The following is a 13,162-nucleotide window of genomic DNA, read 5'->3' as shown; positions in this document are numbered from 1 at the left end:
ACTCGCCAGCGGATAACGGGCTGGGCGACATCAACCGAAAAACTTCTGGTACGCCAGCAGGCCCCAAGTCACCGCCGCCATCCCCAACGCCAGCATGACCGCAGCCGAGCCAATATCCTTGGCGCGACCGGAAAGCTCGTGGTGTTCGGGACCGATTCGGTCGACGACCGTCTCCACGGCACTGTTGAGCAGTTCGACGATCAGCACGAAGACGCAACTGCCGACCAGCACCAGCCATTCGACGGGATTCTTGCCGATCCAGTAGGCCAACGGCACCAGGATGACGCAGAGCGCCACCTCCTGGCGAAAGGCAGCCTCGTTGCGGAAGGCGGCAACCAGCCCCTTCAACGAGTAGCCCGTGGAGTGAAACAGGTGGCGAAAACCGGTATCGCCGGAACGTGATTTCATGGACTCTCTGATTCGACCGCGCTGGCGATCGCCCCCTCGGCAACGAAACGATAGCTCGGCACCGATCTCGGCGCGCCGAAGCCAATTGAATGGCGACGATGGTAGCAGAGGCACATGATGACATCATCGAAGTCGCGATAGCTTCTGCAGATTTCAGACCCAGGCCATCGGTCGTCGTTCCTGGCCCCTGTTTCACGCGGCCTTTATGCTGGGTCGTCTTCAACGCAGTGATAGCCTCACGTTTCCAACAAGGTCAATCATGTCCGAATCCAATCCTCTTTATCCGCCCCTCGAACCTCATGCCACCGGTCATCTGGAGACCGGCGACGGCCATCAGGTCTACTGGGAGCGCTGTGGCAACCCGAATGGCAAGCCGGTGGTCTTCCTGCATGGCGGCCCCGGCGGCGGCTGCAAGCCGATCCACCGCCAGCTTTTCGATCCCGAACGCTACGACATCGTGCTGTTCGACCAGCGCGGCTGCGGGCGTTCGACGCCGCACGCCGGCCTTGACAACAACACCACCTGGCACCTGATCGAGGACATCGAGCGCCTGCGCCAGATGATCGGCGCCGAACAGTGGCAGGTGTTTGGCGGGTCATGGGGCTCGACGCTGGCGCTGGCCTATGCCGAACAGTATCCGTCGCGGGTCAGCGAACTGGTGTTGCGCGGGATCTTCACCATGCGCCAGCAGGAGCTCGACTGGTTCTACAAGAACGGCGCACGCAACGTGTTCCCCGAGAAGTGGGCGCGTCTGGTGGAAATCCTGCCCGAAGACCAGCGTGGCGATATCATTCCCGCCTTCCACGAACGACTCATGGGCGATGACATCGAACGCCAGCTCGAGGCGGCCCGGCGCTGGAGCGTGTGGGAAGGCGAGACCTCGAAACTGATTCCCGTAGATGCTACCGAATCCCACGCGGCCGATCACTTTGCGCTGGCCTTCGCGCGGATCGAGAACCACTACTTCATCAACCAGGGCTTCTTCGAATTCGACGATCAGCTATTGGCACAGGCCGATCGCCTCGCGGGCATCCCCGGCGTCATCATCCACGGCCGCTACGACATGGTCTGCCCGCTTCAAAACGCCTGGGATCTGGCAAAGGCGTGGCCCGACGCGACGCTCGAGATCATCGAGGCCGCCGGCCACGCCTTCAGCGAACCCGAGACTCTGGCGGCGCTGGTGCGAGCGACCGATCGCTTCGCTGATCGTCACTGAGCTTGGGCCACATCGGTGGGCTAGTTCTGACGCTGGGTCGAGGCGGGCAGATCGATCCAGGCGTAGCGCTGATCGTCGTGCATCGAAAAGTTCGGCGGCGGAAAGTCGGAGTCTCCGAACGCCCCGATGGCGACGGCCAGGACGTCTGGATCGACGGCTAGCCAATAGCAGAGCGTCGAACCACAGTGCGGGCAGAAATGCGCCGTCACCTCATTGCCGCTATCGGCGACGCGGACGAACGTCTTGTACTCTCCGTCGAGCCACACCCTGGCCCGGCAATAGCGCGCCTGAGCCGCGAACGGCGCCCCGCTGCGACGTTGACACGCCTGACAGTGGCAAACCGAGATCCGAATCGGTTCGCCGCTGGCCTCGAGCGTCAACTGACCGCAGGCACAGCTCGCCTGCCGACTGGCTGAAGGCTTCATGGCCCTAGTCATTTCGGAGAGGCTTCTGCCGCTAGATCCAGAATCGTCGCCGCCACCGCCTGGGCCCGCGGCACGAACGTTTCGAGCCGACAATATTCGTCGTCGGTGTGCATCTTGGCGCCGACCGGGCCGGTGCCGCAGAGCGTGGGGATGCCCAGGCTTGCCGTGGTACCGGCATCCGAACAGCCGCCGGTGAATTCGCCGCCGACGCTGAAGCCCAGCTTCTCGGCCTGGACCCGATAACGCGCAAACAGGGCCTCGCTCATGGCGGGCTCCATCGGCAGGAAGCCGGAGGTCTGGCGAATCGTCGCCTGAGTCCCCGGCACCTCCTCCTCGGCGATGATCGTCTCGATCGCCGCCAGCAGATTGGCGCGTTGCTCGTTGGTGACGAAGCGCGTATCCAGCTGTGCCGTTGCCGCAGGCGCGACGGTATTGCGCGATACACCGCCTTCGATCAGGCCGACGTTGGTGGTCACACCGCTCTCGTAATCGGTCAGCGCATGCAGCTTGACGATCTTGCGCGCCAGCGCTTCGATGGCGCTGGCGCCATCCGCATGACTGACACCGGAGTGCGCCGCCTTGCCGGTCACTTCGATCAGAAAGGCTGCTCCGCCCTTGCGGCCGGTGACCACGTTGCCGCTGATACGGCCCGGTTCGGCGTTGAGCACGGCCCGTGCACCACTGGCCGCTTCGCGAATGAAGGCGGTACCGTCGCGGGAGCCGATTTCCTCGTCTGCGGTGAATAGTGCACGCACCGGGAAGGGCAACGGCGACAGGCGCTTGAGCGCCCGCAGCACGAAGATATTGAGCACCAGCCCCGATTTCATGTCGGCAACGCCGGGGCCGAACGCGGTATCGCCCTGCCGGGTGTAGCCACGCTCGGCGACCGTGCCGGTCGGAAACACCGTATCGCGATGCCCCATCATCAGCACATGACCGGCGCTCGCATCGCTGCCATCCCCCTCCAGCCACGCCTCGAGAATATCGCCGGCGTCCGGCCGCGGCGTCCGCGTCACGGCAATCCCGTCAGCCTCCAGCCACTCGACGATGACATCCGCCACCGCATCGGTGCCGGCCTTGTCGTAACTGTTGGAGTCGATGTTCACCAGCGTCTTCAGGGACTCAACCATCTGCGACTGCTGCCCGGCCAGCCAGTCGCAGGTGATGTCATATCGCTCGTTCGAGCACGTCACTGTACTCATGCTATCTCCCGGATCGTTTTGGATTTATATCGATGGAGAACCTATGGGGTAATTCTTGCTAGCCGGCATGGCACTTCTTGAACTTCTTGCCGCTGCCGCAGGGGCAAGGGTCATTGCGGCCGATGTCCTTCATCGCATTGCGCACCGGCGCTTGCGCTTCGTGGTGATGATGCTGGCAGTGCGGGCCATGAACGTGACCAGAGCCATCCTGATCATGAACGTGGCTGTGGTCGTGGCTATGATCGTGGCTGTGATCGTGATCGTGATCGTGCTGGCAGTCCGGGCCGTGGACGTGGGGCTGAGTCATAACGCGATACCGTAATGAATGGAGGATAACCGACCCGCAATTATCCTCCACGGATCGAGGCAGCGCCATTGTCTGGCGACATGAGCGAGCTACTTGATCTCGATCTCGACGAAGACGAATTCGAAATCGTTGGCGTTGACCACGTTGTGCTCGGCGCCCTTGTCTCGATAGTAGGAAACGCCGGCTTCCAAGGTCGAGAACGTATGGCCGTCCAGCGTCTCGAGTTCGAGCTTGCCGGTGGTCTGCGGCACCACCACATAGTCGCAGTCATGCGCGTGCCAGCCGGTTTCGGCGCCGGGAGAAAATCGCCATTCGGTGACCCGGACCCGGTCATTGTCCACCTGGACGCTGGGCTGGGCCTGTGGGCGCGAGGAGCTCATGATTCCAATCCTTCAATCGATAAATAGAGATGTCCGGCGCCGATGCTACGCCGACACACGCTGCCAAAACTGGCTCAGTAGCCGTGACGCTTCAGAATGGCGTCCTGGTCCTGAGTCGGGTGACCGTAAAATTCCAGCAGCCGTTCGGCCCGGTTGGTGAAGAAACCATCGACGCCGCGCTGCTGATAGCGTTCGAAGTCCGCCGGTTCGTCGACCGTGTAGAGGTGTACCAGCATGCCATCATCGTGGGCCATGCCGATCATCCAGGGTTCGGCCAGGTCCATATAGCTGAACTGGCTGCTGAAATTGCCGTCGTGCTCCGACTGCACGGCCGACGGACCGAGTCCGATCGCGCCATGATCCTTGGCGAAGTCGAGCCAGGATCGATACGCCTCAGGTGAAGCGACCTGCTGACGGGCGTAGTAATCGGCCGTGCTCTCGTCGTCACCCTGCGGCTTGCCTGGTGCGGCCTCGATACCGCCCTTGCCTAGCCACAGCAGCAACACGCGAGGCACATCCGGCATGGACGTTTCCAACGCTTTCAGGCTTGCCTTGGAAAAGGTCTGCATTACCACACGACCCGGCGTGTCACCCACGTTGACGGCTCCCTTCTTCGCCGCCGGACGGGATTTCGCTTCATCTCCCAACCAGCCCCGCGACTGAAGCTTCTTGCGCAGGTCCTCCTCGATGCCCGGAAACTGCTCGGGCACCTTGGTCTCGATATAGAGTCCGGGATGGTTGTCGCCGCCTTCGGCGATGTCGATCACCTCATCCAGCGTCAATATTTCGAGACCCGAATAACTGTCGCGAGCACGGTCAGGATAGCTCGCGTTGAACCAGCTGCCGGCATCGAGCTGCTTGAGTTCGTCGAGCGTGAAACTCGACACCGGCGCATCGGCCCGGTCAGGGAACACCTCGGCGACGTTGGTATTGCGCCCCAGGGTATTGTCATGGACGGCCACCAGCACGCCATCTTTCGTTCGCTGCAGATCCAGCTCGAGATAATCGACCCCCAGGTCCCGCGCCAGAAGATAGGCGGGCCGGGTCGATTCCGGCGCCTGGTAGGAAGCCCCCCGATGGGCGATGACCGCGTCACAGGGAATCGGAATCTTGGTGCACAGCGTCGAGCCCTGGGGTTCGCCGCTACTGGCCGGCGCTGAATCGGCGGCCTGAGTCACGCTGACCGGCAGCAACAGGCTGACACCGCAGGCCAGAAGCCAGCGACGCGTCGAGGTGGTCATCATTATCTCCTTGTTCATTATCGGGTTTATCGACCGAATCCAACGTCGACGCTACCCCATAACCCGCTGGCGACCAAGTCAGGGCCAGACGTTGACGCTGTCGGCCACGTCGAAATCCGACCGCTGCGGATGGACGACGCAGAACCGATGGCCGGTGGGGGCTTCCATGACAGTCCAGCGCTCCAGACGCTCTACGACCGTCGCCCCCAGCTTCTCCAGTCTGGCCACTTCGGCATCGATATCGTCGGTTTCGATATCCAGGTGAACGCGGCTGGGATGATCGACCTGCTGGATCAGTACATCAGGTTGATCGGACGGCGTGGCCAGCTTGCCGTATTTCTCGTCGGTCTCGTGGCCGGGCCAACCCAGTGCCCCGGCCCAGAAATCGATGGCCGACGATTTCTCTTCGCGCTGGCTATCGATGACCAGTGCCGCCAGACGACTCCTGTGCATGGTCGCTCTCCTGTTCGTGCTGAAAATCCAGATGGCGCGCTATCCAGCATAGCCCGCGCTGAACGGGGCGACATCCCACCACCCCAGTCAGTCCTTACTTCGGCTGGAGGCTAGCGGGCAGGCGCTGCAATAATCTGAGTCGCCATGAAACCGATGGCGAACGCCATTCTACGATAGTCGCAGTATCGGATGGCGGCGGGCCCGCACATGCGTTAAGCTGCGTGCCCATTGCCGTTATCTGTCTGACCGTCGTCACGCGAAGCTGAAAAAGTCGACGACCCTCCTTTTTGTCGCCTCCAGGCGCATCAGCCAGCACTGGCATTCCCCGGTAGAGCGTAGCCGCTTCGCTTCGCCAATCGCCGCGACCTAGAGAATTCCGAATGAGTTTTGCCTCACTGGGCCTTAGTGCCCCGTTGCTGAAAGTCGTTGCCGAACAAGGCTACGACACCCCTTCCCCGATTCAGTCACAGGCGATTCCCGCCGTCCTCGAGGGAAGAGATGTCATGGCGGCCGCACAGACGGGTACCGGCAAGACGGCAGGTTTCACCCTGCCGATCCTGCACCGTCTGTCTCAAGGTGAACGCCCCCAGGGCGGTTCACAGATTCCGGTCCGTGCCCTGATTCTGACCCCGACCCGAGAGCTCGCTGCTCAGGTCGGCGAGAGCGTGGCGACCTATGGCAAACATCTGTCACTGAAAAGCGCCGTGGTCTTTGGCGGGGTCAAGATCAACCCGCAGATCGCTACCCTGCGCCAGGGCGTCGACATTCTCGTTGCCACGCCTGGCCGCCTGCTCGATCTCTATCAGCAGAAAATGGTTCGCTTCGACAAGCTCGAAGTGCTGGTGCTCGATGAAGCGGATCGCATGCTCGACATGGGCTTCATCCACGATATCCGCAAGATTCTGGCGGTGCTGCCCAAGCAGCGTCAGAACCTGCTGTTCTCGGCGACGTTCTCCAACGAGATCCGCAACCTTGCCAAGGGCATGGTCAACGATCCGGTCGAGCTGTCGGTCACGCCGCGCAACGCCGCTGCCGCCACGGTGACCCAGTGGGTTCATCCGGTGGACAAGAGCCGCAAGCCGGCCTTGCTGTCGCACCTGATCCAGACCCATCAGTGGCAGCAGGTGCTGGTCTTCACCCGCACCAAGCACGGCGCCAATCGCCTGACCAAGTATCTCGAGGGTCAGGGTATCGAGGCTGCGGCGATTCACGGCAACAAGAGCCAGAACGCGCGGACCCAGGCGCTGGCCTCCTTCAAGAGCGGCGGTATTCGTGCGCTGATCGCTACCGATATTGCCGCCCGCGGGCTGGATATCGACCAGCTGCCGCAGGTCGTCAACTTCGAGCTGCCCAACGTGGCGGAAGACTACGTTCACCGTATCGGTCGTACCGGCCGCGCCGGCGCCAGCGGTCAGGCCGTATCGCTGGTCAGCCTGGATGAGAAGAAGGAGCTGGCCGGCATCGAGCGGCTGATCAGTCAGCGTTTGAACAGCCAGACGGTGGAAGGTTTCGAACCGACGCCCGGCGGCGGCCCCAAGGTCGACGAGAACGATGACCGCCAACCTCGCGGTGGCCAGCGTCGCGGCGATGGCGGCAACGGTCAGCGACGCAGCAACGGTGGCGGACGCACCAGCAACGCCGGTGGCCGCGGTAATACGGGCGGACGCGGCAATGGCGGCGGGCGCGGTTCCTCCTCAGGCCAGCGCGGCGATGCCAACGGCAACCGGGACGGCGCCAATCGCAACAGCGAGGCCCCGGCGCAACGTCGCCAGCGCTCGGGTGGTGGCCAGCGTCGCAGCGGCGGCGGCACGCCCAACGGCAACGTCTGAAAGTTAGACGTTGCCGCTCGTATCAACGGCTTCAGCTCGTATCAACGACAACGCCACNNCGGTGGCGTTGTCGTATCCGGATGCCGGCCAAGTGCCGGCACGTGAAGCCTAATCGAGCACGACGAGCCGGTTCGGCAACTCGTTGCGCTCGTGGGTCGCCGGAACATGGGTCTTCAACAGCTCGCCGCAACTATCGATGCAGTCGAGGAAACCCTGCAAGGTTTCTCCGGCTTTCACCTTGGCCGTGAAGCTGACCACGATCGACTGCCAGGTGTCATCGTCCAGTCGATCCGAAATTCCCCGGTCGACGAGAATCTCGACGTAACGCTCGGCCTCCGAGACGAAGATCAGCATGCCGGTACCAGCATCGGTGTGGTGCAGGTTCTGGTCCAGGAACTGCCGCCGGGCCAGATTGGAAGCGCGCCAGAACCGCACATGACGCGGGATCAGGCGCGTGAGGACCGTGGGCAGCCGGAAAACCACCGCCAGGACGATGAAGACCAGCCACTGCACCAGCAGCAGATACCAGGCGCTGATGCTGTCCAGCCCGCTCAGCCAGCTGGCGATCACGGCCAGGGCGCCGGGAACGATGAGCGCCGTCAGCCCCGCCCACAGCAGCGGGATATAGGTGTAATCGTCGGCTTGGCGCGCCAGGACGGTGACGACTTCGGCGTCGGTGTCGCGCTCGATCCGGGTGATCGCATCGCCGACCTGCCGTTGTTCGCTTTCACTCAATAAGGCCATGCTGTCATTATCCTGTCGTCTACGGGAACACTGCCCGAATGGCTACGCAGGCGAATCGCCGCCGCGTTGCGCTTCATCCTGCTCGTCGATTTATTCAGCGTTTCCCTACCAGCCACCGGAGGCACCGCCGCCGCCAAAACCGCCGCCACCGCCGCCGAAGCCGCCACCGCCGAAACCCCCGCCGCCGAAGCCACCGGACCCGCCGAGAGCGCCGCCCATCAGCACGCCACCCATGAAGCCACCGCGCCGACGTCGTTTACCACCACGACCGCCGCCGCCCCCGCCGCTGCGGACGATCAGCATCACGATCATGAACAGCGCGAAGAACCAGAATCCCGCGCCGCCGATATGCCGCGATTCTTGCCGATCGGGCTGTTGCTGTGGCGGCGCTTCCGCCAAGGGATCGCCCCCCAGCACCTTGACCATCGCCTCGGCCCCGCGAGTAATCCCGCCGGCGAAGTCGCCGTCGCGAAACGCCGGAGTGATGATCTGATTGATGATTCTCGAAGACTGGGCGTCGGTCAGTCGGCCCTCGAGGCCATAACCGACCTCGATCCGCACCGCGCGTTCGTCCACCGCCACGATCAGCAGGGCACCGTTATCCTCGCCCTTCTGGCCGATGCCCCACTCGCGGCCGAGCTGATAGCCGTAATCCTCGATGGCTTCGCCCTGCAGATTCGGCACCGTCACGACGACCACCTGCTCGTCGGTAGCGTCTTCGTGAGCCGCCAGCATGTCGGTCAACTGGGACTGCGTCGAATCGTCGAGCAGATCGGCGTTATCGACGACACGGCCGGTCAGTTCGGGGAAATCCGGCGCCGCCTGGGCGATCGCGGTAAACGCCAGCAACCACAGGCCCAATGTCAGCGAGATGGCCCGCGGGACCGTTCGTCGAAACAGTTGTTGCATCATGACCGGCATCAGAACTCCACCTTGGGTGCCTGATCCGCATCTTCCGCCGTGGCTTCGAAGTTCTCGCGAACCGGCATGTCGCTGTAGAACACGCTATGCCAGATCTTGCCGGGGAACGTCCGGATCTCGGTGTTGTAGGCCTCGACCGCCTGAATGAAATCGCGACGCGCCACCGCGATGCGATTCTCGGTCCCTTCCAGCTGCGACTGCAGCGCCAGGAAGTTCTGGTTCGACTTCAGATCGGGATAGCGCTCGGAAACCGCCATCAGCCGACTCAGCGCGCCGGTCAGCTGGCTCTGGGCCTGCTGGAACTGCTTCAGCTTCTGAGGATCGTTCAGACTGTCGGCATCGACCTGGATCGAGGTCGCCTTGGACCGCGCCTCGGTAACGGCCGTCAGCGTTTCCCGCTCCTGGCTGGCGAATCCTTTTACCGTCTGGACCAGATTGGGAACGAGATCCGCGCGGCGCTGATACTGGTTCTCGACCTGAGACCAGGACGACTTCACCTTCTCGTCCAGCGTCGGGATGTTGTTGATGCCGCAGCCTGACAGCGACAGCATCAGTACCAGCAGCAACATCCATCGCCAAGGTTGACGGGTGGCGATGGAGAGAGCGGTCACGGGTGTCTGCATGAAGGGTTCCTGATGAGAAATCATGGCGTGTCGTCTCGATAGCTCGAACGCGTCACGCGGGTTCGAGGATGGCAAGACGACGATGACGCCAAGTTACAGGTTGGCCGGCGCCATGGGAAGGTGAATCCCCGGCACCATAGGGAGGTGAATCCCCGGCACCATAGGGAGGTGAATCCCCGGCGCCGAGTGCGCTTCCGGAGCAACGCGGAGTGGCCGGCGCCGACGGTGGGTGTCGCCTGCCCGCCGGCTCTCGTCGCACTGGTCATCCGCCGACGGCTGCGCCAACATATGGAAACGATCTTCATTTGTGACATCACCATCGATGAGCACAAAGGGTCGTCTCAAGGGCTATCGATAAAGCCTTCCCAACAAAAGGTCTCCAGACAAAGGGCCATTCCAATAAGGATCTTCCGCGTGACACTACGCCTCAACCAGCAATTCACCCTTCCCCTCGTCGCCCTGGCGATGGGACTCGGTCTGGCTTCCACCACTCAGGCTGCCGCGCCACAGCACGTTCGTATCGCCGTCGACGTGCCCTATCCGCCGTTCGAATATCGCAATGCCGATGGCGAGCTGGAAGGTTTCGAGATCGACCTGGGCAACACGCTGTGCGAGCGCGCCAAGCTCGACTGCGAATGGGTGGTACAGGGCTGGGACGGGATCATCCCCGGCCTGCTCTCACGCAAGTACGACGCCATCATGTCGTCGATGCGGATCACCCCGGCACGGGAGCGCCAGGTGCTGTTTACGCGATCCTATGCGATGTCGCCCAAGGTCTGGGTGGCACGACGCGGCAGCGATATCTCTCTCGATGATCCGGCATCGTTGAAGGGGTTATCGGTGGGCGTGCAGCGAGGGACGACGCAGGATAGCTACATCACCCAGCAGTATGGCGACAAGCTCGACGTTCAGCGTTACGCCACGGCGGCGGATGTCGCGCTGGATCTGGAATCGCAGCGCCTGGATATGGCGTTCCTCAACTATCCGGTGGCACTGGACGCGCTGGAAATCGGCAGCGCCGACAGCGATTTCGTGCAAGTCGGGCCGCGTATCGATAGCCCGGAGTCGATCTTCGGCAAGGGCAACGCGATCGCGGTGCGCCCGCGCGACAAGGATCTGGCCGAGACCTTCAATCAGGCGCTGGATAGCGTCTATGCGGACGGCACCTTCGAAACCCTGATGCACCAGTATTTCGACTACGATCTGCGTCCCGCCTCCCGCAAGTAGCGACATTACGGGAAATGCCGTCGTTCCATTAGACGCTCGATGAAAAGCGCCGCTCAATGAAAAGCGCCGCTGGAGTCTTCCAGCGGCGCTTCGGGTTTGGCGCTACTCGCCTGGGTGTTTCACTAGCTGCAATACGGGAGGCTTAAAACTCCAGGCAGATCTTGCCGAAGTGCTTGCCGGATTCCTGATGGCGGAAGGCGTCGCCGATCTGGTCCAGGGCGAACGAGCAGTCGATGACCGGCTTGATCCCGGTCGTTTCGAGCGCGCGGATCATCTCGATCTGGTGCCGGCGGCTACCCACGATCAAACCCTGCAGCCGGGCCTGCTTCGCCATCAGTTTGGAGGTCGGAATATCGCCGCCGCGTCCGGTCAGCACGCCGATCAGCGAAATATGCCCGCCAATGGCAACGGCATCGATGGACTGCGGCAAGGTGCCCGGGCCGCCGACTTCGATAACGTGATCGGCGCCGTGGCCGTGGGTCAACTCCTGCACTCTCTTGCCCCACTCCGACTCTTCGCGGTAGTTGATCGTGTGATCGGCACCCAGCGCCTTGAGCCGCGTGATTTTGTCCGCGGACGACGAGGTCGAGATGACGGTGGCGCCCATGGCCTTGGCCAGCTGCAGCGCGAAGATCGATACCCCACCGGTGCCCAGCGTCAGCACGGTATCGCCCGGCTTGAGACCACCGTCGACGACCAGCGCGCGCCACGCCGTAAGGCCTGCCGTGGTTAGCGTCGCGGCTTCGGCATGGGTATAGCCCTTGGGCGCATGGGTGAACCATTGCGCAGGACGAACGACTTGTTCGCGGGCGTAACCGTCGACACCGTCACCCGGCACCGTCTTGAAGTCGGAGACGCGCGCCGGCCCGTCGAGCCAGTGCGGGAAAAACGTGGAAACCACGGAATCGCCGACCGCGAATTCGGTAACGCCTTTGCCCACCGCCTCGACGACGCCGGCGCCATCGGCCATGGGAATCCGCCCTTCCTCCGTCGGCGACTTCCCGCTGGCGACGACATAGTCATGAAAGTTGAGCGAGTTGGCATGAACGCGAACCCGGATTTCTCCGGGGCCGGGTTCGCCGGGGCCTTCGACCTCGTGAAGATTGAGCTGGTCCAGACCGCCGGGAGACTTCAGATTGACGACTTGCATGGTGCACTCCTTGAACGAAACGATCCCATGGAATCGTTTAACGGGTGCCCGAAGTGTAGACGGTCTCCTCCGGTGGTGATCAAGCCAGCCGGTCGAACCTATATTTTTTGCCCGGCTGACAGGCAGCGGCCTCCTGCCGGTGCCATTCGTCGGTCGCTTTCCCTGCGCTCCTGTCAATCGTCCTCGTCGTCATCCTGTTCCCGTGCCTGGCGCTCCGCGGCTTCCTCGCGAGCGGCATCGATGACCTGCATGACATCGCTGACGTCGACGAGCGACGCGTCCGGTTCGAAACGCCCGGTCAATGGCGTCTCGGGGTGGAGTTCCCCGGCCTCGTAAAGCGCCCAGATCTCCTTGCCATAGTCCGTCTTCAACAGGGCCGGGGCGAAGCGGCCGAAATAGCCGCGCAGGTTGTCGACGTCGCGCACCAGCATCCAAGGCGCATTGTTGTTGCCGGCCGCGTCGACCGCCTGAGGCAGATCGATGATCACCGGCCCCTCGGCGCCCACAAGAATATTGAACTCGGACAGATCTCCATGAATCAGACCGGCGCACAGCATCTGCACCACTTCACCAATCAGGCGCTGGTGATACTCGAGCGCCAGTTCCGGCGTCAACTCGACGTCATCGAGGCGTGGGGCCACGTCGCCGTCGGCATCGACGATCATCTCCATCAGCAGTACGCCATCGACGAAGCCATGCGGAGTGGGCACCCGCACGCCCGCCTCGGCCAGCCGATAGAGCGCATCGACTTCGGCATTCAGCCACGCCGACTCCTGCTCACGCTGGCCGTAGCGGGTCTTCTTCGACATCGCCCGGGCGCGACGCGTGTTACGCACCTTGCGCCCTTCCTGGTAGGCGACCGCCTGCTTGAAGCTGCGCTGCTTGGCCTCCTTGAACACCTTGGCGCAGCGCAGTTCGTCGCCGCAACGAACCACGAAAACCTGCGCCTCCTTGCCACTCATCAACTGGCTGACGACTTCGTCCACCAGCCCGTCTTCGACCAACGGCTGCAATCGCTTGGGTACCTTCATGCTTT

General features: G+C 62.8%; 15 protein-coding genes. 3 read left to right on the top strand and 12 right to left on the bottom strand.

Annotated elements, in window-relative coordinates; genetic code table 11:
* Positions 1–30 precede the first annotated feature (30 nt).
* A complete protein-coding gene (locus DOM58_RS09515) occupies positions 31–408 on the bottom strand; it encodes a diacylglycerol kinase (protein WP_075562889.1) in 378 nt (125 codons plus the stop codon).
* Positions 409–667: 259 nt separating this feature from the next.
* Here DOM58_RS09515 and pip point away from each other — a divergent pair, with 259 nt between their 5' ends.
* On the top strand, positions 668–1,624 hold the full coding sequence (gene pip / locus DOM58_RS09510; RefSeq protein ID WP_110692638.1) for a prolyl aminopeptidase: 957 nt from the start codon (positions 668–670) through the stop codon (positions 1,622–1,624).
* 20 nt (positions 1,625–1,644) lie between these two features.
* On the opposite strand, the gene DOM58_RS09505 is transcribed toward pip, so the two are convergent.
* From DOM58_RS09505 to DOM58_RS09480, 6 genes are all read right to left on the bottom strand, one after another.
* Entirely contained in the window at positions 1,645–2,049 is a 405-nt protein-coding gene (locus tag DOM58_RS09505) for a GFA family protein (RefSeq protein WP_110692637.1), read from the bottom strand.
* Between the two features lie 8 nt (positions 2,050–2,057).
* Positions 2,058–3,251, bottom strand: coding sequence for a M20 family metallopeptidase (locus DOM58_RS09500; RefSeq protein WP_110692636.1), 1,194 nt, complete (start codon positions 3,249–3,251; stop codon positions 2,058–2,060).
* Between the two features lie 58 nt (positions 3,252–3,309).
* Positions 3,310–3,558, bottom strand: coding sequence for an SEC-C metal-binding domain-containing protein (locus DOM58_RS17820; protein ID WP_110692635.1), 249 nt, complete (start codon positions 3,556–3,558; stop codon positions 3,310–3,312).
* A gap of 89 nt (positions 3,559–3,647) precedes the next feature.
* Entirely contained in the window at positions 3,648–3,938 is a 291-nt protein-coding gene (locus tag DOM58_RS09490; protein ID WP_075562845.1) for a cupin domain-containing protein, read from the bottom strand.
* A 74-nt stretch (positions 3,939–4,012) separates the two neighbouring features.
* Positions 4,013–5,179, bottom strand: a complete 1,167-nt coding sequence (locus DOM58_RS09485) for a glycerophosphodiester phosphodiesterase (RefSeq protein ID WP_223162153.1) — start codon at positions 5,177–5,179, stop codon at positions 4,013–4,015.
* Positions 5,180–5,257: 78 nt separating this feature from the next.
* Positions 5,258–5,632 (bottom strand): VOC family protein, encoded by a 375-nt coding sequence (locus DOM58_RS09480; RefSeq protein WP_110692633.1) that lies wholly within the window; start codon positions 5,630–5,632, stop codon positions 5,258–5,260.
* A 380-nt stretch (positions 5,633–6,012) separates the two neighbouring features.
* On the opposite strand from DOM58_RS09480, the gene DOM58_RS09475 reads away from it, so the two are divergent.
* A complete protein-coding gene (locus DOM58_RS09475; RefSeq protein ID WP_110692632.1) occupies positions 6,013–7,461 on the top strand; it encodes a DEAD/DEAH box helicase in 1,449 nt (482 codons plus the stop codon).
* A gap of 108 nt (positions 7,462–7,569) precedes the next feature.
* Here DOM58_RS09475 and DOM58_RS09470 read toward each other — a convergent pair whose 3' ends face one another.
* From DOM58_RS09470 to DOM58_RS09460, 3 genes are all read right to left on the bottom strand, one after another.
* Complete coding sequence (locus DOM58_RS09470; protein WP_075562849.1) at positions 7,570–8,205, bottom strand: TPM domain-containing protein; 636 nt, start codon at positions 8,203–8,205, stop codon at positions 7,570–7,572.
* A 105-nt stretch (positions 8,206–8,310) separates the two neighbouring features.
* Entirely contained in the window at positions 8,311–9,117 is an 807-nt protein-coding gene (locus DOM58_RS09465; protein WP_245392211.1) for a TPM domain-containing protein, read from the bottom strand.
* Between the two features lie 8 nt (positions 9,118–9,125).
* Complete coding sequence (locus tag DOM58_RS09460) at positions 9,126–9,749, bottom strand: LemA family protein (RefSeq protein WP_075562891.1); 624 nt, start codon at positions 9,747–9,749, stop codon at positions 9,126–9,128.
* Positions 9,750–10,214: 465 nt separating this feature from the next.
* Here DOM58_RS09460 and DOM58_RS09450 point away from each other — a divergent pair, with 465 nt between their 5' ends.
* On the top strand, positions 10,215–10,976 hold the full coding sequence (locus tag DOM58_RS09450; protein WP_110692924.1) for a transporter substrate-binding domain-containing protein: 762 nt from the start codon (positions 10,215–10,217) through the stop codon (positions 10,974–10,976).
* A 142-nt stretch (positions 10,977–11,118) separates the two neighbouring features.
* On the opposite strand, the gene DOM58_RS09445 is transcribed toward DOM58_RS09450, so the two are convergent.
* Together DOM58_RS09445 and DOM58_RS09440 are read right to left on the bottom strand one after the other, a co-directional pair.
* Positions 11,119–12,126 (bottom strand): zinc-dependent alcohol dehydrogenase family protein, encoded by a 1,008-nt coding sequence (locus DOM58_RS09445; protein WP_110692630.1) that lies wholly within the window; start codon positions 12,124–12,126, stop codon positions 11,119–11,121.
* A gap of 173 nt (positions 12,127–12,299) precedes the next feature.
* Positions 12,300–13,157 (bottom strand): PA4780 family RIO1-like protein kinase, encoded by an 858-nt coding sequence (locus DOM58_RS09440; protein WP_075562854.1) that lies wholly within the window; start codon positions 13,155–13,157, stop codon positions 12,300–12,302.
* Positions 13,158–13,162 lie beyond the last annotated feature (5 nt).

Source organism: Salinicola halophyticus, from assembly GCF_003206695.1.
Taxonomy (GTDB): Bacteria; Pseudomonadota; Gammaproteobacteria; order Pseudomonadales; family Halomonadaceae; genus Salinicola; species Salinicola halophyticus.
Note: the sequence above shows the minus strand (reverse complement) of the source record. Positions and strands in the feature narration are given on the sequence as shown.